This window comes from Leisingera aquaemixtae (assembly GCF_019801145.1).
GTDB lineage: Bacteria > Pseudomonadota > Alphaproteobacteria > Rhodobacterales > Rhodobacteraceae > Leisingera > Leisingera aquaemixtae_A.
The window spans coordinates 293,845-315,462 of the sequence record NZ_JAHVJQ010000005.1; the positions used below are offsets into that span (position 1 = coordinate 293,845).

Here is a 21,618-nt window from a genome sequence, read left to right on the forward strand (position 1 = left end):
CCTTCAGGAAACTTTTGTCCTGTTCGCGTTGGGGTGATTGGCAGGCGGCCTGCCCAGAGCAATCTCCGGACCCGGGCTGCCGGTCTTGGCCCGGCGTTTCAGCTGTTTGATCACAACCGGGCATTTGGCTTCGGATTGGTACAGAACCTGGCAATGCAGGCAGTCAACACATTCGTTCGGGTTGATCTCACCGGTTGGGTGGATAGCCTGAACGGGGCACTCGTTGGCACAAGTCTGGCAGGGGCTGCCGCATTCCTTGTAGCGGCGCAGCCAGTCGAACATCCGCACCCGCGCCGGGATCGCCAGCGCCGCGCCCAGCGGGCACAAGTAGCGGCAGTAGAACCGTTCGATGAACAGGCCCGCCAGCAGCAGCGCCAAGGCAAAGACCACGAAAGGCCAGTCGCGCACGAACTTCAGGATGATCGCGGTCTTGAACGGCTCAACCTCGGCATAGGTTTCGGCCAGCGGGATCGAGATCATCGAGATTCCGAACAAGCCAAGGAAGATCATGTATTTCGCAGGCCAAAGGCGCTCATGCAGGCCCCAAGGCAGGGTGATCTGCGGCACCTTGAACGCTCGGGCGATCTTGTTGGTCAGCTCCTGCAGCGCGCCGAACGGGCACAACCAGCCGCAATAGGCGCCGCGGCCCCAGAACAACAGCGCTGCAGCAACCGCAAACCACTGGATGAAGACCAGCGGGTCCAGAAGGAAGGCGTCCCAGGAAAAGCCGCCGCGCAAGCTGCCCGCCAGGGCCATCAGGTTCACCACGCTAAGCTGCGCATTGGCGTACCAGCCCAGGAACACCAGGGTGACGGTCAGGTATCCGATGCGGAACCAGTAAAAGGTGCGCGCGTTCACGGTCGCGTGGAACTGGAAGAAGAACACCCCCGTCAGCACCAGCAGCATTACGCCCAGCACACCGATCTCGAGGGTGCGGTCCTTCCAGATCCGTTGCCACAGCGCGGCCTTGGCGGCTGCCTCGCCGGTGTCGTCCTCAACCACTTTGGGCGCAGGCGCAGCGGGAAGCAGGTACTGCTCGGGCAGATTGTAACCCAAGTCAAAGGTCAGGAATGCCCGCTCCAGCGCTCCGACGGACCGCTGCACCAGCAATTGCAGGCGGAACGGTTCAGCCGGGTCAAACTCCGCATCTGCCGGGATCTTGAACAGGTCCAACTCGCCGAAACTGGGGCTATCCGCCGTCGCCAGTTCGCCCAGCCGCTTGTGCTGGTGGTCAAAGAACCGCACCGAGGCATCGCCCTGGATCAGCTGGATGCGGTCGAAGATACCGCCGCGCACATAGCCGGACCCCTTGAAGCTGTAGCTGCCACGCCCGAGCACCAGGATGGCCTGCTCGCCTTCCTTCAGCCAGGACCGCAGGTTTTGATACTCCGCCTCGCCCAGCAGCGACTTGCCGATGGAGGGCACGGAAACCAGCGCCATGTGCATGTCGATGAAAGTGTCGTCCGGGGCACCCGGCTCCGGCCGCTTGATCGCGCGCTGATCGCCGGTGGCCTCAAAGGCCGCGTTGATCTGGCCCACGTCCAGCGTCATCCGGCGCACGGACCCGTCGCCCGCCAGCGTGGTCCAGTCCGCGACTTCCTCGCGGGCCATGTCGACCTCGCGCTTCGGCCCGTCCGGCTGCACCGGCGACAGCCCGCCCAGCCCCAGCGCTCGGGCCACCTTGATACCCGCCCGCACCAGGCTGTCGTCGATCACCATGATCGTCACCGTCGCACCCGAGATGATGTCGAGGTCATGGGCATCGCCGCCCGCCGCCGCCTCGGCCTTCAGGTCGAGACCCGCATAGCTCTCGGTCAGCTTGACCATCTTGGAATTGGGTATCCCGATCAGCACGATCGGCTCTGAATGCTTGACCAGCTTCACGCCTGTCAGCACCGCATCGGTGTCAATTGCTGCCACCACATGGATCGGCTTGCCGCTGTAGCCGGTGGTGCCGACGAAATCGGAGGTCAGGAAAGCATAGGCAACTGTCTCGCCCGCCTTCAGCACCGGTGCCACCGGCACATCCGTGCGCACCGGGCCAAACGCCTCGGCGCCGGGCACCAGGTCTGCAGGTGTCAATTCTGTCAGGAAGCTGTCGAGGCTGTCGGCCTCAGCCGCCGCGGCAATTACGGCGGCGATCGTTATCACAAGGGCTGTCAGCCAGCCCCGGAAGGCGCGTGTCAGGACCATGGCGCCTCTCCCTTATTTTGAGTGGCTGCCACGGACGCGCGGAATGCGCGTTCGGATTCTATCTCAGTGACCAGCGGAGGCCCACGGCCATCGTGCCAGTATTGTGCCGGGTTAGGCTGCACCGCAGTGCCCGCAGGCAGCAGCACAGTGCAGCCCGCCGCCCGGCTCATGCCAGTTGTATGAATGCCTGCCGGCCCGGCCCCGGTCTCAGCCGCGCAGAGAGCGCAGGTGCTGCATTTGGGGCAATCCTGCCCCTCTTCGCTGTCTTCGCCAGCGATCTGGATTTCTACTACGCCAAACTCGCCGCAGATCTCTATCCATTCACCACCGCTCGCCGCCTGCCCCGCACCGGGAAAGGCCACTTGCAGTACCAGCATGAAAACCGCGCACAGCCCCGCCAGCCGCCGGAACAGGCCGGCGCGGCAAGCAGAGGATATGAAAAGTGTGCGCGGCATCTGTTACAAGAATCTCTTGATGCATTCGCCGCCGACACTAGAGGGAACTTCAGTGCCGTTATTTGATGTATGTCACATTAATCAGAAATTTCGGGCCATTTCCCAGCGGCCCGAAAAACGCGTTAAATGTCTGCCACTTCAGCCTTTCTCAAGCCGGCGGAAGGCCAGGGCAATCACGCCGGCAATCGCCATATAGACCAGCGCCAGCAGCAACAGCGGCTCATAAACGATGAAAGTATCGGCCCGCACGCGCGAGGAAACCGCATAAATTTCCATCACCGTGATTGTCGCCACCAGCGGTGTTGCCTTCAGCTGCAGGATGGTCTCCCCGCCCAAGGTCGGCAGCACATTGCGCACTGCCTGCGGCAGCCAGATCCGGCGGAACATGGTGAAGCGCGGCATGCCAAAGGACTTCGCAGCCTCCAGCTGCCCCTTGGCAACGCCGGAAAACGCCCCGCGCATCACCTCCCCCTCATAGCCCGCATAAGACAGGGTCAGCGCCAGCACCGCATAGGGCCAGGCCTGCCGCAAGTAGGGCCACAGCTCGGAGGAGCGGATCCAGGGAAACTGCGGGAACAGCGACCCCAACCCGTAATAAAGCAGCCAGATCTGCAAAAGTAGCGGCGTGCCACGGATGATGGTGCAGAAGGTGCGCGCCGGGATCGACAGGTACCAGGGTCCCACCGCCTGCGCCAATCCCAGCGGCACCGCCAGCATGAAGCCGAAGAAAGTCGAGACGGCCAGGATCCACACCGTGGCCCACAGCCCCTCCAGCGCCAGCGGCGCGTATTTCGGGATCCAGTCCCAGCGCAGCGCAATGGCGCACCAGATCACGATACCCGCAAACACCAGCATCATCACGATGCGGTGCGGCTGCATCAGGTCCTTCAGGCTGATCATCGCGCGCCCCCCTTCAGCGAGGGCTGGCCGCGCCGAGCCCATTTCTCAACCCGGGCAAAGACCGCGCCGGAGCACAGCGTCACCATCAGATAAAGGAAGCCGGCCGCGAGGAAGAAAGTGAAATAGGCCCGCGTGCTGCTCGCCGCCTGCCGGGTTTCCAGCGTCAGCTCGTTGAAGCCGACCACCGCCAGCAGCGCCGTGTCCTTGGTGGCGATCAGCCACAGATTCGCCAGCCCCGGCACCGCAAAGCTCATCATTGCCGGGATCGTCACCCGCCGCATGATCATAAAGGCCGGCATGCCATAGGATTTCGCCGCCTCGATCTGCCCCACCGGCACTGCCTTGATGGCGCCGCGCAGCACTTCGGTGGCATAAGCCCCCTGCACCACGCCCAAGACCCAGATTCCGGCCGCAACGCCGTTGATCTCGACCCGGCCGCCGCCCATCGCCTCGGAGATCTTGTTGATGATATCGCTGCCCACATAATAGAGGATCAGGATCAGCACCAGTTCCGGCACCGCCCGGATCACCGTGGTGTAGATGGCGAGAAGATCACGTGTGACCTTTCCGCCGTAGAGTTTGCCATAGGCCCCGAACAGCCCGATCACCAGCCCCAGCCCAAAAGCGCCAAAGGCGATCTGCAGGGAGTTGGCAAGCCCGCGCAACAGGTTGCCTCCCCAGCCTGACAGCGACAGCAGCTCTGCGCTGGCGCCGAGGCCCAGTAGTTCGAACAGTCCGGTCACGGCAGCACCTTAGTAGATGCTGGTGGTGAAGTATTTGGCAGTGATCTTCTCGTGGGTGCCGTCGGCCAGGATCGCCGCGATGCCCTTGTTCAGCGCCTCGCGCAGCGCGTCGTCGCCCTTGCGCACGCCTGCACCTACACCACGGCCCAAAATCGCCGGGTCATCCGCCACCGCGCCCTTGATCTCGCAGCAGCTGCCGGTATCGGACCCGACAAAATCCGCCATCGCGATGCTGTCTGCCTGGGTCGCGTCGATGCGGCCCGCAAACAGATCTTGGTTGGCTTCATCCTGAGTCTGGTAAACCTTCAGCTCGGCATCCTTGAAGTATTCCTGCGCATAGGCCTGGTGGATGGTCGAGGCCTGGATGCCGACAATCTTGCCCGCCAGCGATTCCGGCGTCGGCGCGATGTCCATCGACTTGTCTGCCACGATCACCGCCGGGGTGTTGTAATAGGGATCGGAGAAATCGATTGTCTTCATCCGCTCCTCGGTGATCGACATGGAAGCCATGATGGCGTCGATCTGCTGGCCGGTCAGCGACGGAATGATGCCGTCCCAGGCCACCGGCGTGATCACGCAGTCCAGTTCAGCCGCGCCGCAGACCGCACCGATCACCTCGACTTCCCAGCCGACCCAGTTGCCCGAGCTGTCGAGCGAGGCAAACGGCGGGTAGGGTTCCGCGGCGATGCCAATTTTCACCTGTTCGGCAGCAGCCGCACCAGCGGACAGAGCGGCAGCCGCGGTTGCCGCGGCAAGCAATGCTTTCAGTTTCATGTTATTCTCCCAGTTGGTTTTTATTTTGGTGGTAGTGGATCAGGCGACCGAGCTCAGAAATTGCTTCAGACGGTCTGATTGCGGATTGCCAAAGACCTCGGCAGGCGGCCCCTGCTCTTCGATGCGGCCCTGGTACAGATAGACAACGTGGTTTGCGACTTCGCGGGCGAATTTCATCTCGTGGGTCACCAGCAGCATGGTGCGCCCCTCGGCGGCCAGGTCGCGGATCACTGTCAGCACCTCGCCCACCAGTTCCGGGTCCAGCGCTGAGGTCGGTTCGTCAAACAGCATCGCCGACGGGTCCACCGCCAGCGCCCGCGCAATCGCCGCCCGCTGCTGCTGCCCGCCGGACAGATAGGCGGGATAGGTGTCCTCCTTGCCGCCCAGCCCCACCCGGTTCAGCAGCTCGTGCGCCCGCGCGATGGCCTCGGCCTTTGGCACCTTCAGCACATGCACCGGCACCTCGATCACGTTTTCCAGCAGCGTCCGATGGGTCCACAGGTTGAACTGCTGAAACACCATCGCCAGCTTGGTCCGGATTCGTTCGATCTGCTTCTGATTGGCCGGGCTGCCGTCGCCCCGCATTACCACTTCCTCGCCGCCGATCACGATTTTTCCTGAGCTCGGCGTCTCCAGGAAATTGATGCAGCGCAGCATGGTGGATTTGCCGGAGCCGGAGCCGCCGATGATCGCCACCACATCCCCCTGATGCGCGGTCAGATCCACACCCTTCAGCACTTCCAGATTGCCGAAGGACTTGTGCAGATCCTCGACCCGGATTGCCTCCCGGCGCGTGTCTGTCTCCGGCGAGGATGCGGCTGCTGCGGCTGTGTCCATCTTTGCGTCTTCCCGAATTTTCCGATTGCAGTAAGCCGCGACTCGAGTAATTATGCAAGTGTATAATTTCTCCGCCAGCACAAAAACAGGAGCTGAGGTGACCGACGAGCGCCGCAAATTCAAACGCGAATCCGCCGAAGCCCGGAAGGAAGCGCTGATTCTCGCCACGCTGGAACTGGTGGCGGAGAACGGTGTGCGCGGCGCCACGGTGCGGGGCATTGCCGAGCGTGCCGACGTCACCCAGGGGCTGATCCGGCATTACTTCAGCTCCAAGGAAGAGCTGATCATCGCGGCCTATGAACACCATATGAACCAGATGACGGACTTGACCTTTGCACCCGGGGCAGCGGCAGGCAGCGCCCGGGCGCGTCTCAGGGCTTTTGTCGACGGCTCGCTGACCCCGCCGGTGGTCGATCCGCGCGCGCTGGCGCTCTGGGCCAGCTTCCTCAACAAGGTGCAGAACGATCCGCAGATGAAGGAAACCCACCAGCGCACCTATGCCTACTTCCGCGACCGGCTGGAGGCGCTGATCGCCGCCGCGCTGGAAGAGGCCGGGCACCCCGCCCCGGCGGCGCGGCTGCGCCAGCTGGCGATTGCCTGCAACGCGGTGATCGACGGGCTGTGGCTGGAGGGCGGCGCCCTGCCGGATGCCTTCGCAGCTGGCGAACTGGTTGAAATCGGACGGCAATCGGTTGCCGCCATTACTGGATTGGATTTGGAGCAGGAGGCTGAAACCTGATGAGGCTGACAGCAATCACTGAACGGCTGGCCGGGCTTGGCGGCGGCAAATGGGAAGTGCACGCAAGGGCACGGCAACTGGCAGCAGCCGGCGCCGACCTGGTGGAGATGACCATCGGCGAACCCGACGTGCCAACCCCGCCGGAACTGGTCGAGGCCGCCGCGCAATCCATGCACGCGGGCCGCACCGGGTATTCCGACGGCCGCGGCGAGGCGCATCTGCGCGCTGCTCTGGCCGAGGCCTATACCGCCACCCGCGGGCGGGATTTCGGGCCGGAAAACATCCTCTGCTTTCCCGGCACCCAGACCGCGCTTTATGCTGTGCTGCAAGGCGTGGCCGAACCCGGCACCGAGGTGCTGGTCGGCGACCCGATGTATGCCACCTACGAAGGCGTGATCCGCGCGTCCGGCGCCGGCATGGTGCCGGTGCCGCTGCGGCCCGAGGCCGGCTTCCGGATGCAGGCCAGCGACATCGCCGCCCGCATCACCCCGCGCAGCCGCGCCATCCTGCTGACGACCCCGCACAACCCGACCGGCGCCATCCTGACACCGCAGGACCTGCGGGAAATCGGCGAGCTGGCGGTGAAACACGATCTCTGGATCATCTCCGACGAAGTTTATGAGCACCTGGTCTTTGAGGGCGCGGAATTTGTCTCCCCTCTCTCCGATCCGGCCCTGGCGGAGCGGGTGATCGCAGTCTCCTCGATTTCCAAGTCGCACGCCGCGCCGGGCTTCCGCAGCGGCTGGTGCGCCGGGCCTGCCAACTTCTGTGCAGCCCTGCTGCCGGTCTCGGAAACCATGCTGTTCGGCAACCAGCCCTTTATCGCCGACATGACCGAAAAGGCGGTGCGCGAGGGCTCTTCCGTCGCCGCAGGGATGGCCGCCCGCTTTGCCGCCCGCGCCGCCCTGCTGGAACAACGCCTGCACGCTGAGACCCGCCTGCGCGTCCACCGGCCCGAAGCCGGCATGTTTGCTCTGATCGACGTCTCCGCCACCGGGATGGACGGCGACGCCTATTCCTGGGACCTGCTGGACAGCGGCGTCGCGGTAATGCCAGGTTCCGCCTTCGGCGACGGCCTTCGCAACTGGGTGCGGGTTGCCCTCACCATCGACGACAACAGTTTTGCCACCGCGCTCGACCGGATCGCCGCCCACGCAAACCGCAATGCAAGAGGCGCCGCATGACCACGAAAACCGTTGGCGAAGCCCTGGTTGCCGGGCTGAAGGCACGCGGCGTCACCTGCGTGTTCGGCATCCCTGGCGTGCACACCGTGGAGCTCTATCGCGGCCTGGCCGCCTCTGGCATCCGTCATGTCACCCCCCGCCACGAACAAGGCGCGGGCTTCATGGCTGACGGTTTTGCACGGGTCTCCGGCCAGCCGGGCGTGGCCTTTGTCATCACCGGCCCCGGCCTGACGAACACGCTGACCCCGATGGCCCAGGCCCGCGCGGATTCAGTGCCGGTGCTGGTGGTTTCCGGCGTTAACACCAGCACCACGCTCGGCAAGGGCCACGGCCACCTGCACGAGCTGCCGGATCAGCACGCGCTGGCCAAGACCGTGGCGCTGGCCTCTGAACACGTTGCCCGGCCCGATGAGCTGGAGGCCTCGCTGGACCGCGCCTTTGCCCCCTTTGCCGCTGGCCGCTCCGGCCCCACCCACATCCAGATCCCGCTGGACGTGGCAGGCACAGCATCGCAGGAAGGCTTTCCCGCCCCGGCTTCCACTCAGCCGCCGCTCGACAGCGGCCAAATTGCCAAGGCAGCGGCCCGCCTGTCCAAAGCAGGCAAAGTTGTGATCCTTGCTGGCGGGGGTGCCAAGTGCGCAGGCGCAGGCTTGCAGGCCCTGGCCGAACGCCTCGACGCGCCTGTGGTGCAAACCGTCAACGCCCGCGGGCTGATGCACGGCCATCCGCTGACCATTCCTGCAAGCCCCAGCCTGCAAGCGGTCCGGGAGCTGATCCAAGATGCCGATTGCGTGCTGGCACTAGGAACCGAACTGGGGCCGACCGATTACGACATGTATGCCACCGGCGGCATGGCTGACATGGCCGGGCTGATCCGGGTCGACATCTGCGCCGAACAGCTGGCCCGACACGAGACAGACCTCGCCATCCACGCCCGCGCCGGCGAGGCTACTGCCGCGCTGCTCGCAGCCCTGCCTGCTGCGCCCAAGCAAAGCCAGGGCGCCCAGCGCGCGAACCAAACCCGAGCCGCCGCGTATGAGGAGATCGGCCCGGACTACCGCGAGCAGGTCGAGGTGCTGAACGCCATGCGCGACGCAGTGCCGAACGCCCTGATGATCGGCGATTCCACCCAGCCGATCTATGCCGGCAATCTCTACTATGATCACGAACGCGCCGGCGGCTGGTTCAATGCCGCTACCGGCTATGGCGCACTCGGCTACGGTATCCCCGCCGCGATCGGCGCCTCGATTGCCGATCCATCCGCACATGTCATCTGCATCGCCGGCGACGGCGGCGCCCAGTTCTCGCTGCCGGAGATCATGGCCGCCGTGGACGAAAACCTGCCCATCACCTTCGTGATCTGGAACAACCGCGGCTATGGCGAGATCGCAACCTCGATGGAGGCCGTGGACGTCCCCGTGGTCGGCTGCGACCCCACACCGCCGGAGTTCGGTCCCGCCGCCGCCTCTTTCGGCATCCCTTACACCCGCGTGCCGATGGAACCGCAGGCAATTGCCGCCGCGCTCCGGGAAGCCAGCAAACGCGGCACCCCATCCATCCTCGAAATCGACGTCACCGGAACCGTTCCGGGCCAGGAGTAACCCCATGCGAAACCCAACCTTTGAGTTCACCCGCGCCATCACCCGCCGCCCCGCCTCCACCATTGCCAAGGGCCTGCGCGCCGAGGATATCGGCAACCCCAGCCTCGACAGCATGCTGGCTGCCCACGCTGCCTATGTCGCTGCGCTGCGCAGCACCGGCGCCGAGGTGATTGAACTGGATCCGCTGGAGGCTTTCCCCGATGCCCAGTTCGTCGAGGACACTGCCCTTTGCTTGCCGCAAGGGGCGATCCTGATGCGCCCCGGCGCGCCGTCTCGGCTGGGTGAGGTGGCGGAAATGGCCCCCACCCTGCGCGCCTGCTACGATGACGTCCGCGAAATCGCCGGCCCCGGCCATATCGAGGGCGGCGACATTCTGGTGACCGGCAAGGAGATCCTGGTCGGCCGCTCCGACCGCACCGACGCCGAAGGCGTGGCCGAACTGGCAGAAATTGCCGCCGAATGGGGCCATTCGCTGCGCGAAGTTTTCACCCCCGAGGGCGTGCTGCATTTCAAGACCGACTGCTCGCTGATGGATGCCGAGACGATTCTGTCGACAAAGCGCCTCGATGCTTCCGGCTGTTTCGAAGGCTACCGGGTGCTGCATGTGGCCGACGGCGAGGAAGCGGCCGCCAACGCCATCCGTTTTAACAACCTTGTCCTTATGGCGGCGGGTTTCCCACGCACGGTGGAATTGCTGGACAAGGCCGGATACGAGATCGTCGAGATCGACAACACCGACTGCGCCAAGCTGGACGGCGGCATGTCCTGCCTGTCGCTGCGGTTCTGACCCTGGCTCTGCCGCGCAGCCGCACCACAGCTGCGCAGCCCCCTAGCCCTGCGTGCTGACGCTGCCCGCCCAGCGCCGCCTGCCCCCTATCCTTGATCGCCGCGGCCTGTCCCGCTGCACGAAGGCCATGTTCCGATTGCCATGATCCGCATTATCGTGATCATGAGCGCCAGCGGTTGCGCCCTCGCGCCGCAGCGCTCCAAGCGGTGAAACCGGACTTCAGAATCATGGATTCAGATCAGCTTATTGCCTGCCCGACCTGCGACGTTCTGAACCGCGACCAGGAAGTAAAGGCCCATACAGTGGCCCGCTGCGCCCGCTGTGGCACGGTGCTGGCGGCACCGAAATCGGGCGCCATGACCCGGATCGCAATGCTGTCGCTGACCGCGCTGATCCTGCTCGCCGCAGCGGCCGGCTTCCCGTTTCTTGAACTGAAGGCCCAGGGACTGTCGCACCAGGCCTCGGTGCTGGATGCGGTGCTTGCCTTTTCACGCGGACCGATGGCACCGTTGTCGCTGGCAACCGGCCTGCTGATCGTGCTGCTGCCTGCGGCGCGCTTTTGCGCGTTGATCTACACTCTGGCGCCGATGGCCCTGGGCTGGCACCCGGCGCCGCACGCCGCTACGGCCTACCGCTGGGCAGAGCGGCTGAAGCCCTGGGCGATGGCCGAGATCTTCATCATCGGCGTGGCGGTGGCCCTGGTCAAAGTCTCCGGCCTGGCCCGGGTCGGGCTGGGGCCGGCCTTCTGGGCCTTTGCCGCGCTGCTGATTGTGACCATCCTGACCGACAATTCCATTTGCAGGCTGACCGTATGGAAGACGCTGAAAACCCGCGGCCGTTCCTGACTGCCGCAGCCGCCGGGCTGACCGGCTGCCGCGCCTGCGGCACCGCCAATCCCGGCGGCGCCCGGGCCTGCGCCTGCTGCGGCAGCCCGCTGGAGCCCGCCGGCCCCGCCAGCCTGCAGCGCGTCTGGGCCTGGCTGGCGGCGGGGATGATCGCCTATGTTCCGGCAAATCTCTACCCGATGCTGCGCACGACAACTTTTGGCCGTTCTTCCGAAAACACGCTGATCGGCGGCATTGCCGAACTGTTCAGCCACGGCTCATACGGCGTTGCGCTGATTGTTTTCTTTGCCAGTATCGTGATCCCGGTGGCCAAATTCCTGGCCATCGCCTATCTCGCGATCTCCGTCCGCCAGCCTGCAGCCCTTGGCAGCCATAGCCGCCTGGTGCTTTATGAGGTGGTTGAATTTATCGGACGCTGGTCGATGATAGATGTCTTTGTGGTGGCGATCCTGACCGCCCTCGTCCAGCTTGATTTTGCCGCCGCCGTGGCGCCGGGCGCTGCTGCGGTCAGTTTTGCCTTGTCGGTTGCCTTCACCATGCTGGCAGCCCAGAGTTTTGATCCGCGCCTGATCTGGAACGCGGAAAGCGAGAATTTGAATGACCACGCCTGACCCCGCCCCGATGAAAATCTCCGCCCGGCGGCCCTCGCCCTGGCGCAATCTGTCGCTGGTCTGGCTGGTGCCGCTGGTGGCACTGGCGGTTTCCCTAGGGGTAGCCTGGAAAGCCTATTCCGACCGCGGCGTGCTGATCACCATCAGCTTTGAAAACGCCTCCGGCATCGCCGCCAATGAAACCGCTGTGCGCTACCGCGACGTGGTGATCGGCCGGGTGGAAAAAGTCGGCTTTGCCGGCGACCTGAGCAAGGTCTCCGTTCAGGCCCGCATCGACAAGGACATCGCCCCCTACCTGGATGCGGATGCCGCCTTCTGGGTGGTGCGGCCGGAAGTGTCAGCGCGCGGCATTTCGGGACTCAGCACGGTGCTGTCCGGCGTCTACATCGAAGGCAACTGGGACCAGAACCCCGGTCTTGCGCAAACCAGTTTTGAAGGCGCCGACCGGCCGCCGCTGGCGCAGCCCGGCCGTGGCGGCCGGCGGATTACCCTGCGCACCGATGACGGACGGATGATTTCCGAAGGGGCGCCGGTGCTGTTCCGCGGCATTGAGGTCGGCCGGCTGGAAAAGCCGCGCTTGACCGTCAGCGGCGACAGCATCGTCGTCGATGCCTTCATCGACGCGCCCCACGACCGGCGCATCAATTCCGCCACCCGGTTCTGGGACAGCTCCGGCTTCTCGGTCTCGATCGGCCCCAGCGGGCTGTCGCTGGACGTTGACAGCATCGCCTCCCTGGTGGCTGGCGGGATCGAGTTCGACTCCGTATTCGACGGTGGGCAGGCGGTTGGTCTCGGCACCGTCTTCGACATCCACGCCGACGAGGCCGCGGCCCGCCGCACTGCCTTTGCCCGCACCTTGTCCGGCGGGGTTGCCGTCTCAGTCGCCTTTGACGAGTCGGTGGCGGGTCTGGCCAGCGGCGCCGCGGTCAAGCTGCGCGGCGTCCGGGTCGGCGAGGTCAGCAGCCTCAACGCCGCCATCCAGAGCGGCAGCGACGAGGCTGAGGTGCGGCTGATCGCCAAACTGCTGCTTGAGCCCGCGCTGATGGGCCTGCCGCCCGGCTCCGGCGAGGCCGAGGCCCTCGATTTCCTGGAACAGGCGGTCGCAGGCGGCCTGCGTGCCCGGCTGGCCTCTGCCAGCCTGTTCAGCTCCGAGCTGATCGTCGAGCTGGTGACGCTGGAAGACGCGGCGCCCGCGCAATTTGCCCGTAACGCCGAACCGTTCCCGCAGCTGCCCAGCGCGCCCTCGAACCTGCCGGATTTCACCGCGACCGCCGAAGGCATGCTGGAACGCATCAACGCGCTGCCGGTCGAAGAGCTGATGGCGCAGGTCATTGCGACGCTGGCCAGCATCGAAAACCTGGCCTCTGCCGACAGCACCCGCCAGACCCCGGCGGCCGCCGTCGCCTTGCTGGAAGACGCCCGCGCCCTAGTGACCGACCCCGGCACCCGCGCCCTGCCCGGCGAATTGCACGCCGCGGTCGCTGACCTGCGCGCAATGCTGACGGAGCTGCAGCAGGGCAAGGCCGCGGCCAAACTGACCGCTGCCCTGGACCAGGGCAGCCAGGCCGCCGCCAGTCTTGCCGCGGCGTCGGATGAACTGCCCGCGCTGGTCGCCGACTTCCGGGCGCTGGCGGCCAAGGCGAATTCGCTGGAGGCCGAGGAGCTGATCCGTTCCGCCAGCCAGCTGATGGACAGCGCCGATGCGGTGATCGGCACAGAGGGCGCCCGCGCCCTGCCCCCGGCCCTGACCGCTGCGCTGGAGGAGATGCAGGCCACGCTGGAAGACATGCGCCAGGGCGGGTTGGTCGAGAACGCCAATGCCACCATGTCCTCTGCCCGCGGCGCGGCTGACGCGGTGGCCGCCGCCGCCGAAGGCCTGCCTGCGCTGTCCGCCCGGCTGGAGCGTCTCGTGGCCCAGTCTGAGGCGCTGATCGCCTCCTACGGCGCCCGCTCCAGCTTCAACTCCGAAACGCTGGACGCGCTGCGCGAGATCAGGACTGCCGCCCGTGCGGTTTCCCAGCTGGCGCGCAAGATTGAACGCGACCCGAATTCCCTGCTGTTTGGAAAATAAGATGATTAAAGCCCTGAAATTGCTGCTCCCCATTACCCTTCTGGCGGCCTGCGCCGGGAGCAACGATCCCCGCTATCTGATTTCCTCTGCCCCCGGCGAGACCGTCGCCAACCTGCGTTCCCGCACGATCGAAGTACGGCTGGTCTCCCTGCCCGCCTACGCCGCGGCATCGGACATCGTCGCGGAGGGTGAAGGCGGCGCACTTTTTTCGCTGAACGGCGCGCAATGGGCGGATGACCCGGCCCGCGGCATGACCGCTGCCCTGGCCCGCGGGTTGAACGAGCGCACCGGCGCAGCCGCAGCCATTGAACCCTGGCCGCTGAACACCGGCCCGGATGCGCGGCTGGATGTGCGAGTGGATCAGGTCTATGCCCGCGCCGACGGCATCTTTGAGCTGTCCGGCCAGTTCGCGGTTTCCTCGCCAGAGGGCACAGTGCGGGAGCTTGTGAAGCGGTTTGATATCAACACGCCCGTCACCGGGACGGGCCCGTCTGCCACCGCCGATGCGCTGGCCAATGCGCTGGCAGAACTGGCCCGGCAGGTCTCCCTGTCCCTTTAGAGCCCGCTGCCGCACAGGTTCAGGCGCTGGGGCTCCCCTAAAGGGCGGCCGCGCGCCCAGCAGGCGCCCCTATCCGGTTTCCGGACCGCGGGGGCGCCTGCCGCAAGGCTGATCAATACAGCATTGGAAATCCCGTATCAGCAGGCCGCTGTCACGATGATTTCCACCTTCAGTTCCTGCCGCGCCAGCTTGGCCTCGCCGCAGGCGCGGGCCGGGGCGTGGCCTTCGGGCACCCAGGCATCCCAGACCGCGTTCATTTCGGCAAAGTCCTCCATGTCGGCGAGCCAGACAATCGCCTGCAAGATCTGCTTCGGCGAGGACCCGGCCTTTTCCAGCAACGCCTCGACGCGGGACAGGCAGTCGCGGGTCTGCGCGGCCACATCTGCCCCGTCACCGACCTGGCCGCACAAATAGGCTACGCCGTTGTGCTTCACGATCTTGCTCATGCGGGTGCCGGTGTCGATCCGTTCGATCATTATTTTCTCCTATTCAGCGGCATTGGCGGATGGGTCTTCCATCGCAGCCAGTTCACCCAGTGTCACGGGTTTAATCGGCGGCCGGATCCGGTAATAGCCAGTTTCATCCGGCGTCTGCCCGTTGGCCTCGGCCAGCAGTGCGGTTACCGTCAGCCCGCAATAGCGGCCCTGGCACGGCCCCATCCCGGCGCGGCCGAAGGCCTTGGCCTGGTTCGGACCCAGGCAGCCAAGCTTGGCATAGCTGCGGATATCGCCCGCAGTGACTTCCTCGCAGCGGCAGACAATGGTGCTGTCCGCAGGCCGCAGGGCGCCTGAATAGGGCGGGTAGGCCGCATCCAGAAACGGCCGGACTGCGGTTTCCCGGCTGCGCTGGCTGAACAGCGGGGCAGCCCGGCGGTCGCGCTCCTGCGCGGTGATCCGGCCCAGCTCTTCCGCCGCTTTCAGCGCCGCGATCCGCCCGGCAAATTCGGCGGCCATGGCGCCGCCGATGCCGGCACCGTCACCGGCAATCAGGACGCCGTCTTTGCCCGTCTCGCCCCAGGTGCCGGTTTCCGGCACAAAGCACTGCTGCGCTTCGGACCAGGCATGCGGCACCCCGATGGAGCGCGCGGCCTGGGTGTTCGGCACCACCCCGTGATGCAGCAGGACGGTATCGCACGCGATGCTGTGCTCCTGCCCCTTGCTGCGGAAGGACACGGCTTCGGCCCGGGTGCTGCCCGTTACCGCGATGTTTGCCGCACCGGTAAAGCGCGGCACGTCGGCTCGTTTGATCTCCGCCAGCATTTTCAGGCCCTTGGCCAGATAGCGCCAGCCGCGCAGCGCACCCGGCAGGTGGCGGGTGGATGCCATCAGGCTGGCCGCGGTCTGGGTCTCCACCAGGGCCAGCGGCGGCGTGTCGGCACGCACCATCTGCGCTGCAATCAGATAGAGCAGCGGCCCGCTGCCGGTCAGCACGGCGCGGCGCGGCAGGACGCCGGATTGCTTCAGAAGAATCTGTGCGGCGCCTGCGGTCATCACGCCCGGCAGGGTCCAGCCGGAGACGGGCATCGGGCGTTCCAGCGCGCCGGTAGCAAGGATTACCCGTTCCGCCTCCACCTGCCCCGCCCGGCCATGCCGGGTGAAGGAAATGCGGAAACCGTCCTCGATGGCCCAGACAACAGCGCCAGACAAATGGCTGACACCCGATTGGCCCAGACCCGCAGTCAGGGTTGCGCCGTGCAGATACTCCTGCCCCAAAATGGCACCGCGCGGTCCGGCCGCGCGGTCCACGTCGCGGTAGATCTGCCCGCCGGGGCGGTTCTGCTCATCCAGAAGGGTGACGCTCAGGCCCGTTTGCGCGGCCTCGGCTGCGGCGGCCATGCCAGCCGGACCGGCGCCAATGATCGCCAAGTCATACTGTTGCATTGCCAGCCTCCGCTTCATGCGGGCGGGCAATCCGCATGCCCTCTTCCACTTCCAGCATACAGGCCTGCTGCACACGGCCGCCGGTCTCCACCAAGCATTCAAAACAGGCGCCCATCATGCAGAACGGCGCCCGCGGCGCGCCGGAGACCGGCGTATGGCGGAACACCTGCACGCCAGCGGCCAGCAGGGCGGCAGCCAGGTTGGCGCCTGCGGGCAGCTCAAGCGGCTGCCCGTCGAACCAGACCCGCACCCGGGGCGCGTCGCCTGCCAGCTCAAGAAACGGGGAATCGGTCTTCACTGAACACCTCCAGATCAGGGGCGGCCGCAGTGCCTTCGAGCCAGTCGGGCAGGAACAGCGCATGGGCCGCGGCCAGGGTGATGCCGCTGTGGCAGGTGACAAGGTAGGCGCCCGGCAGTTCGGGGCTTTCCTGATAGATCGGCAGCCCGTCGGGCGACAGGATTCGCAAGGCGCCCCAGCTGCGCACCAGCTGCGCGCGGGCCAGCGCCGGATAGGCCGCGATCGCCTCGGCGGCCAAACCGGACAGGCCCGGCTGCGTCACCCCGTCATCCAGCCCCACCTCTTCGTTGGTGGCGCCGATCTGGATGCCGCCCTCGTCCACCTGGCGGGCAATCAGCGAGGGGCGGTTGATCATCTTCGGCAGCTTCTCGGTGATCAGCACCTGGCCGCGCTGCGGCCGCACCGGCGCCTTGAAGCCCAGCTTGGGGCCAAGCTCCATCGCGCCGAGGCCTGCCGAGAGCACAACCTTTCCGGCCGTGACGGTGGTGCCATCGCTGCACTGGACCTTGAATGCATCCGGCTTGGAGACAGACGTCACAGTCTTGCCGTTCAGAACCGTGCCGCCCAGCCGCCGGACGTCCTCTGCCAGTGACACCAGCAGCCGCAGCGGGTTTGCGTGGCCGTCCTGGTGATGCAGGATCGCGCCTGCCACCTTGGGGCCGATGTGCGGCTCCTCGCGGCTGAGCGCATTACGGCCCAGCACCTCGTAGGGGTAGTTGCCGCCCAGCTTGTCCTTCAGCGTGTCATATTGCGCGACGGTCGCGTAAAGCGTTTCCTCGGAGAAATGCAGGTCATAGCCGCCGTTCTGCTGCAACCCGACAGAGCGGCCGGTGCCGTCTTCCAGTTCCGCCGCAAACCCGCCCCAGGCGGCGGCAGACTGCTGGCTCCAGCTGGCATAGCGCGGCTGCTTCATCCCCTTTGACTGGACCCAGACCAGGCCGAAGTTGCCGCGGCTGGCCCGGAAGGCGCCGTCATCGCCATCCAGCACCGTGATGCGCTTGCCGCGCCTCAGCAGCCCCCAGGCCACCGACAGGCCGACAACGCCGCCGCCGATCACTGCATAATCTGCTTCCATCCTGCCGATTCTCCGGGGATTGCTTTGTGTGCGGGGCGGCGCGCGGCCGCCCCGGTCCTTGATACGGGATTACTTGCCGATCTGGTCAAGAATGCCCTGACCCCAGTCGGCGCCAACGTCTTCCAGAACCACCGGCCAGACGTCCTCGCGCACCTTGGCAGCCATCGCGGCCAGTTCGTCGTCGCTGAGGTCCACTACCTTGGCACCCAGCTCATCGGCCAGACGCTGCTCCCATTTGCCCTGGTCCTCTTCGGCGACAGTCCAGCGCTGCGCTTCAAACTCCGCCGCGGCGGCTTTCAGCGCCTCCTGATCTTCTGCGTCCAGCTCAGCCAGCGAGCCGTTGGAGATGATCATGTACCAGACCTCAAAGTGGGTGTTGGCGGGCACATAAGCCTTGGTCACGTCGCGGAACGAGGCATAGTAGCCTTCGGCACCAGAGCCGATCACGCCGTCAACCACGCCGGTCTGGATCGCGGTAAAGGCCTCGGAGAACGGGATCGGCGACGGGATGTAGCCCAGGGCCTCGCCGGTCAGCTGGAAGCTCTTGATGCCGGGCACCCGCACCTTGATGCCGTTGGACTGCGACGGGTCGCCCGGGTTGACCGCGTCGGTGTTCAGCGCAATGCCGCCGAAATAGACCGGATAGGCCGCCAGCATGGTGATGTCCTGCTTGGCGTAAAGCTCTGCCATCACGTTGCGCACCGCGCCGCCGGGGCCGTAGATCTTGCGTGCCTCATCCCAGTTGTTGGCCAGATAGGGGAACGAGCTGATCTGCATCCGGCGGTCCGCCGCGGCGGCTGCGGGCTGGGTCGCCATGTCGATGGCGCCGACGCTGATGCGTTCCTGAACGGTGGTGTAATCGCCGAGCGCTGAGGCCGGGAAGATGTTGATCGACACGTCGCCGCCGGTAGCCTCATCCACCTGGGCTGCAAAGGCGCGCAGCTCCTTGTCGATGGTGGTGTCCTGGGGGCGCACGTGGCTCATCTTCAGGTCCGCGGCCGAGGCGAGGCCCGCCAGCGACATCAGGGCAGCAGCAGCGGTGCCGGTCAGAAAATGTTTCATGGGTAGTCTCCTCCGTAGGGTGTCAGGTGTTTGTCAGGGGTGGGGTCAGTAGCCGAAGAAACGCGGCAGAAAGAGCGACAGGTCGGGCCACAGCGAGGTCAGGAAGACCACCGGCACATAGCCCGTCAGGATCAGGATCATCGCGGGCGGGATCACCTTGGTGACCTTCACATTGCCGATCCGCGCGCCGAGGTAGAGGATCGAGGCATAGGGCGGGGTGACGCCGCCCATCGCGGTGTTGACGCCCATGATCGCGGCAAACTGCACCGGGGTGACACCGATCGCCTGCATCAGCGGCAGCAGCAGCGGTGCGATCAGGATGATGGCGGTGACGTCGTTCACGACCATGCCGACCAGGAACAGCAGGATATTGATGAAGATCAGCAGCAGCACCTTGTTCTCGGTGACCTCGAAGATCGCGCTGACCATTTTCTGCGGGATCGCCTCGTAGACGAACATCTGGCTCAGGATCATTGAGAACAGGATCATCACCATGATCGCACCCACGGCGGTGGCGGCCTCCTTGCCGGCCTCCAGGAAGCTGTCCCATTTCAGGCCCTTGTAGATGAAGAAGCCGACCGGCAGCGCATAGATCACCGACAGCGCGGCGGCTTCGGTCGGGGTCATGATGCCGCCGTAAATGCCGCCCAGGATGATCACCGGCATCAGCAGCGCCGGGGTGGCGTTGAAACCCTTCTTCGCCACATCGCCTGCCAGCTCCGAGAAGCTCGGCGCGTCATCCAGCACCAGGTCGAACTTGCGGCTCATCCACAGGTTCATGGCCGAAAAGTTGAACATGATCAGCAGGCCCGGCCCCAGGGTCGCCAGGAAGCAGGCGAGGATCGAGGTATCGGTCACCCAGCCATAGACGATCATGGTGACAGACGGCGGGATCAGCAGCCCCAGGATGGAGGAGTTGGCAATCAGCGCGGTTGCATATTCCCGCGGATAGCCGCGCTTTTCCATCTCGGGGATCAGCAGCGGGCCGATGGCAGCGATGCCGGTCAGTCCGGAGCCGGAGATCGCGCCGATGATGGCGCAGCTAACCGCGGCCACAACGCCCAGGCCGCCGCGGACATGGCCGATGAAGGCGTTGACGAAGTTCAAAAGCGAGGCAGCAATGCCGCTGGCCGACATGATGGTGCCAGCCAGCACGAACAGCGGAATGGCCAGCAGCACCGGGTTGCCCAGCTGCTGGGAACCCCACAGCATCATGCCTTTCATGGTCACATCGCCCAGGAAATACATGATCATCAGGGCGGCCCCGAAGCAGTAGGGCAGCGGCACGCCAAGGGTCAGGGTCAGCACCAGGACGGCGATGGCAAGAAGGGCAATCTCGATCATTTTGCGGCTCCGGCGCGCAGGGAATTGATATGGCGCAGCAGGTGCACCGCGGTGTAGAGCATCATCAGCGCCAGTCCGGCCGCCAGAGCCACTTCGGAATAGAATGTCGGCAGGTAGAGCGTCGGGCTCTCTTTCCAGACCCGCCAGGCGTACTGGGTGTACTCCCAGGCCCAGCTCAGCAGCCACAGGCCGACGGCCAGGCTGATGATTTCACCGATGATCGCCAGCACGGTGTGGCCGCGCTCTGTCTTGATGGCGATTTCCAGCACGTTGGCGCGGATGTGGGTGTCCTCGCGCGAGGCGTTCACGGCGCCAAGGATGTAGAGCCAGATGGTCGGGTAGAGCATGGTCTCCTCCAGCCCCATCACCGGGATCTGCAGCAGATAGCGTGTGACCACCTGGACGAACTGGCCCAGGGCCACCAGGCAGATCAGCCCTGTCAGCAGATATTTTGAGAATTTGTCCATCTGTCCTCCTTCCGGCGTCCCCTCGCCGGGTTTGGTGGATTTGGCTGGACAAGCCCCATAAGATCAATTTCAAAATATCTGTGACTCCATAAGCTGAATTGATACCCCTGCCATGAACTTCTCAATCCGCCAAATCTTCACCTTCCGCGAGGTCATGCGCAGCGGCTCCATTTCCCAGGCCGCGCGCACTGTCGGGCGCACCCAGCCGGCGGTCAGCACGATGATCTCGACACTGGAGGGCGAACTGGGCTTCAGCCTGTTCGTCCGTGAGCAGGGCAAACTCATCCCAACCCCGGAGGCCCGGTTCTTTCTCGAAGAGTGCGAAACCGTGCTGGAGCGCATCGAGCGGATCGAGCGCACGGTGAGCAAGATCCGCAGCCACGAGGCCGGCAAGCTGCGTGTCGCCTGCCACCCGGCGGCGTCCGGGCTGTTCATGCCGCGGATTCTAACGGATTTTCTGCAAGGCAAGGATGAGCTTGAGGTCTCTCTCATCATGCGGTCCTCGGACGTGATCGAGGACTTGATTGCCTCGCAGCAATTCGACATCGGCTTTGCTGAAACCCCGGCTCCGCGCCCCTCCGTCCGGCAGATGGATTTCGATCTCGAATGCGTCTGCGTGGTCCCGGCCAGCGACCCGCTTGCGCAGGCCGCGGAAATCACGCCGCAGGATCTGGACGGCAAGCCGATGGCGGTGCTGTTCGAAAAGCACCCCTTGACGGTCCAGACAGAGGCCGCTTTCCACAGAAGCGGCTGCCGGTTCCACAAGCGGCTGGAGCTGCGCACCTGGGCACCCGGCCTGCAGTTTGTTGCTGCGGGCATGTGCTACATGATTTGCGACATGATCACCGCCTACAGCAGTCTTCAGCAGCGCCAGACCAAAACTGAACTGGCGATTCGCCGGTTCCGTCCGCGAATCGGCACGGGCGTGTCGATTCTGACTCCGGGCTACGCAACACAGTCGCTGACCTCCAAGGCGTTCACGGCGCAGCTGTGCAGCTCCATCGAAAACATGCAGGCGGAAATGGAAACCTGCCTCGGCCAGCAGGCCGGGGTTCCCCTAGTGCCGCCGCATTAGCACCCTCGCCCAGTGCAAAAGAATTGGACGGAGCGCTCATTTTCTGTGCACTGCGAGCTTTCCTTCCGGCCGCGCCTGCCTGCCGGGCTTTACAGGTTTTGCCAGCACAGATCATGCT

General features: G+C 65.3%; 22 protein-coding genes. 10 read left to right on the plus strand and 12 right to left on the minus strand.

Annotated elements, in window-relative coordinates; translation table 11 throughout:
• Positions 1 to 3: 3 nt before the first annotated feature.
• Positions 4 to 2,193, minus strand: coding sequence for a NosR/NirI family protein (locus KUW17_RS14325; protein WP_222480278.1), 2,190 nt, complete (start codon positions 2,191 to 2,193; stop codon positions 4 to 6).
• Between the two features lie 179 nt (positions 2,194 to 2,372).
• On the opposite strand from KUW17_RS14325, the gene KUW17_RS14330 reads away from it, so the two are divergent.
• Positions 2,373 to 2,714 (plus strand): hypothetical protein, encoded by a 342-nt coding sequence (locus KUW17_RS14330; RefSeq protein ID WP_222480280.1) that lies wholly within the window; start codon positions 2,373 to 2,375, stop codon positions 2,712 to 2,714.
• A 72-nt stretch (positions 2,715 to 2,786) separates the two neighbouring features.
• On the opposite strand, the gene KUW17_RS14335 is transcribed toward KUW17_RS14330, so the two are convergent.
• The 4 genes from KUW17_RS14335 to KUW17_RS14350 are packed head-to-tail and all read right to left on the minus strand — an operon-like array spanning position 2,787 to position 5,902.
• Entirely contained in the window at positions 2,787 to 3,548 is a 762-nt protein-coding gene (locus tag KUW17_RS14335; RefSeq protein ID WP_222480282.1) for an ABC transporter permease, read from the minus strand.
• Positions 3,545 to 4,291: an ABC transporter permease gene (locus KUW17_RS14340; RefSeq protein WP_222480284.1), complete on the minus strand. Its 747-nt coding sequence runs from the start codon at positions 4,289 to 4,291 to the stop codon at positions 3,545 to 3,547. Before KUW17_RS14340 ends, KUW17_RS14335 begins: the two co-directional genes overlap by 4 nt.
• A gap of 9 nt (positions 4,292 to 4,300) precedes the next feature.
• Positions 4,301 to 5,065, minus strand: coding sequence for a transporter substrate-binding domain-containing protein (locus tag KUW17_RS14345; RefSeq protein ID WP_222480286.1), 765 nt, complete (start codon positions 5,063 to 5,065; stop codon positions 4,301 to 4,303).
• Between the two features lie 39 nt (positions 5,066 to 5,104).
• Positions 5,105 to 5,902 (minus strand): ABC transporter ATP-binding protein, encoded by a 798-nt coding sequence (locus KUW17_RS14350; RefSeq protein WP_222480288.1) that lies wholly within the window; start codon positions 5,900 to 5,902, stop codon positions 5,105 to 5,107.
• 97 nt (positions 5,903 to 5,999) lie between these two features.
• Between KUW17_RS14350 and KUW17_RS14355 the strand changes: the two genes are divergently transcribed.
• The 8 genes from KUW17_RS14355 (at position 6,000) to KUW17_RS14390 (ending at position 14,299) form a co-directional block, all read left to right on the plus strand.
• The gene (locus KUW17_RS14355) at positions 6,000 to 6,641 is read left to right on the plus strand and encodes a TetR/AcrR family transcriptional regulator (protein ID WP_315899401.1); all 642 of its coding nucleotides are present in this window, start codon (positions 6,000 to 6,002) and stop codon (positions 6,639 to 6,641) included.
• Complete coding sequence (locus tag KUW17_RS14360; RefSeq protein WP_222480292.1) at positions 6,641 to 7,825, plus strand: pyridoxal phosphate-dependent aminotransferase; 1,185 nt, start codon at positions 6,641 to 6,643, stop codon at positions 7,823 to 7,825. Before KUW17_RS14355 ends, KUW17_RS14360 begins: the two co-directional genes overlap by 1 nt.
• Positions 7,822 to 9,426, plus strand: coding sequence for a 5-guanidino-2-oxopentanoate decarboxylase (locus KUW17_RS14365; RefSeq protein WP_222480294.1), 1,605 nt, complete (start codon positions 7,822 to 7,824; stop codon positions 9,424 to 9,426). The genes KUW17_RS14360 and KUW17_RS14365 overlap by 4 nt, the downstream gene beginning before the upstream one ends.
• Positions 9,427 to 9,430: 4 nt before the next feature.
• Positions 9,431 to 10,213, plus strand: coding sequence for an arginine deiminase family protein (locus KUW17_RS14370; protein WP_222480296.1), 783 nt, complete (start codon positions 9,431 to 9,433; stop codon positions 10,211 to 10,213).
• A 227-nt stretch (positions 10,214 to 10,440) separates the two neighbouring features.
• Entirely contained in the window at positions 10,441 to 11,058 is a 618-nt protein-coding gene (locus KUW17_RS14375) for a paraquat-inducible protein A (protein WP_222480298.1), read from the plus strand.
• Complete coding sequence (locus KUW17_RS14380; RefSeq protein ID WP_222480300.1) at positions 11,025 to 11,669, plus strand: paraquat-inducible protein A; 645 nt, start codon at positions 11,025 to 11,027, stop codon at positions 11,667 to 11,669. The genes KUW17_RS14375 and KUW17_RS14380 overlap by 34 nt, the downstream gene beginning before the upstream one ends.
• Positions 11,656 to 13,740 (plus strand): MlaD family protein, encoded by a 2,085-nt coding sequence (locus tag KUW17_RS14385; protein ID WP_222480302.1) that lies wholly within the window; start codon positions 11,656 to 11,658, stop codon positions 13,738 to 13,740. The genes KUW17_RS14380 and KUW17_RS14385 overlap by 14 nt, the downstream gene beginning before the upstream one ends.
• Before the next feature lies 1 nt (position 13,741).
• Positions 13,742 to 14,299: a membrane integrity-associated transporter subunit PqiC gene (locus tag KUW17_RS14390; protein WP_222480304.1), complete on the plus strand. Its 558-nt coding sequence runs from the start codon at positions 13,742 to 13,744 to the stop codon at positions 14,297 to 14,299.
• A gap of 137 nt (positions 14,300 to 14,436) precedes the next feature.
• Here KUW17_RS14390 and KUW17_RS14395 read toward each other — a convergent pair whose 3' ends face one another.
• The 7 genes from KUW17_RS14395 to KUW17_RS14425 all read right to left on the minus strand — a co-directional run bounded on the left by KUW17_RS14395 (position 14,437) and on the right by KUW17_RS14425 (position 20,425).
• Entirely contained in the window at positions 14,437 to 14,775 is a 339-nt protein-coding gene (locus tag KUW17_RS14395) for a RidA family protein (protein ID WP_222480307.1), read from the minus strand.
• Positions 14,776 to 14,784: 9 nt separating this feature from the next.
• The gene (locus tag KUW17_RS14400) at positions 14,785 to 16,179 is read right to left on the minus strand and encodes an NAD(P)/FAD-dependent oxidoreductase (protein WP_222480309.1); all 1,395 of its coding nucleotides are present in this window, start codon (positions 16,177 to 16,179) and stop codon (positions 14,785 to 14,787) included.
• Positions 16,166 to 16,477 carry a (2Fe-2S)-binding protein gene (locus KUW17_RS14405; RefSeq protein ID WP_222480311.1) on the minus strand — a complete coding sequence of 104 codons (312 nt, stop codon included), beginning with the start codon at positions 16,475 to 16,477 and terminating at the stop codon, positions 16,166 to 16,168. Before KUW17_RS14405 ends, KUW17_RS14400 begins: the two co-directional genes overlap by 14 nt.
• Positions 16,452 to 17,552 (minus strand): NAD(P)/FAD-dependent oxidoreductase, encoded by a 1,101-nt coding sequence (locus KUW17_RS14410; RefSeq protein ID WP_222480313.1) that lies wholly within the window; start codon positions 17,550 to 17,552, stop codon positions 16,452 to 16,454. The genes KUW17_RS14405 and KUW17_RS14410 overlap by 26 nt, the downstream gene beginning before the upstream one ends.
• A 69-nt stretch (positions 17,553 to 17,621) precedes the next feature.
• Positions 17,622 to 18,614: a TRAP transporter substrate-binding protein DctP gene (gene dctP / locus KUW17_RS14415; protein ID WP_222480315.1), complete on the minus strand. Its 993-nt coding sequence runs from the start codon at positions 18,612 to 18,614 to the stop codon at positions 17,622 to 17,624.
• 45 nt (positions 18,615 to 18,659) lie between these two features.
• Positions 18,660 to 19,958, minus strand: coding sequence for a TRAP transporter large permease (locus KUW17_RS14420; RefSeq protein WP_222480317.1), 1,299 nt, complete (start codon positions 19,956 to 19,958; stop codon positions 18,660 to 18,662).
• Positions 19,955 to 20,425, minus strand: coding sequence for a TRAP transporter small permease (locus KUW17_RS14425; protein ID WP_222480319.1), 471 nt, complete (start codon positions 20,423 to 20,425; stop codon positions 19,955 to 19,957). Before KUW17_RS14425 ends, KUW17_RS14420 begins: the two co-directional genes overlap by 4 nt.
• Before the next feature lie 112 nt (positions 20,426 to 20,537).
• Here KUW17_RS14425 and KUW17_RS14430 point away from each other — a divergent pair, with 112 nt between their 5' ends.
• A complete protein-coding gene (locus tag KUW17_RS14430; RefSeq protein ID WP_222480321.1) occupies positions 20,538 to 21,500 on the plus strand; it encodes a LysR family transcriptional regulator in 963 nt (320 codons plus the stop codon).
• Positions 21,501 to 21,618: the final 118 nt, after the last annotated feature.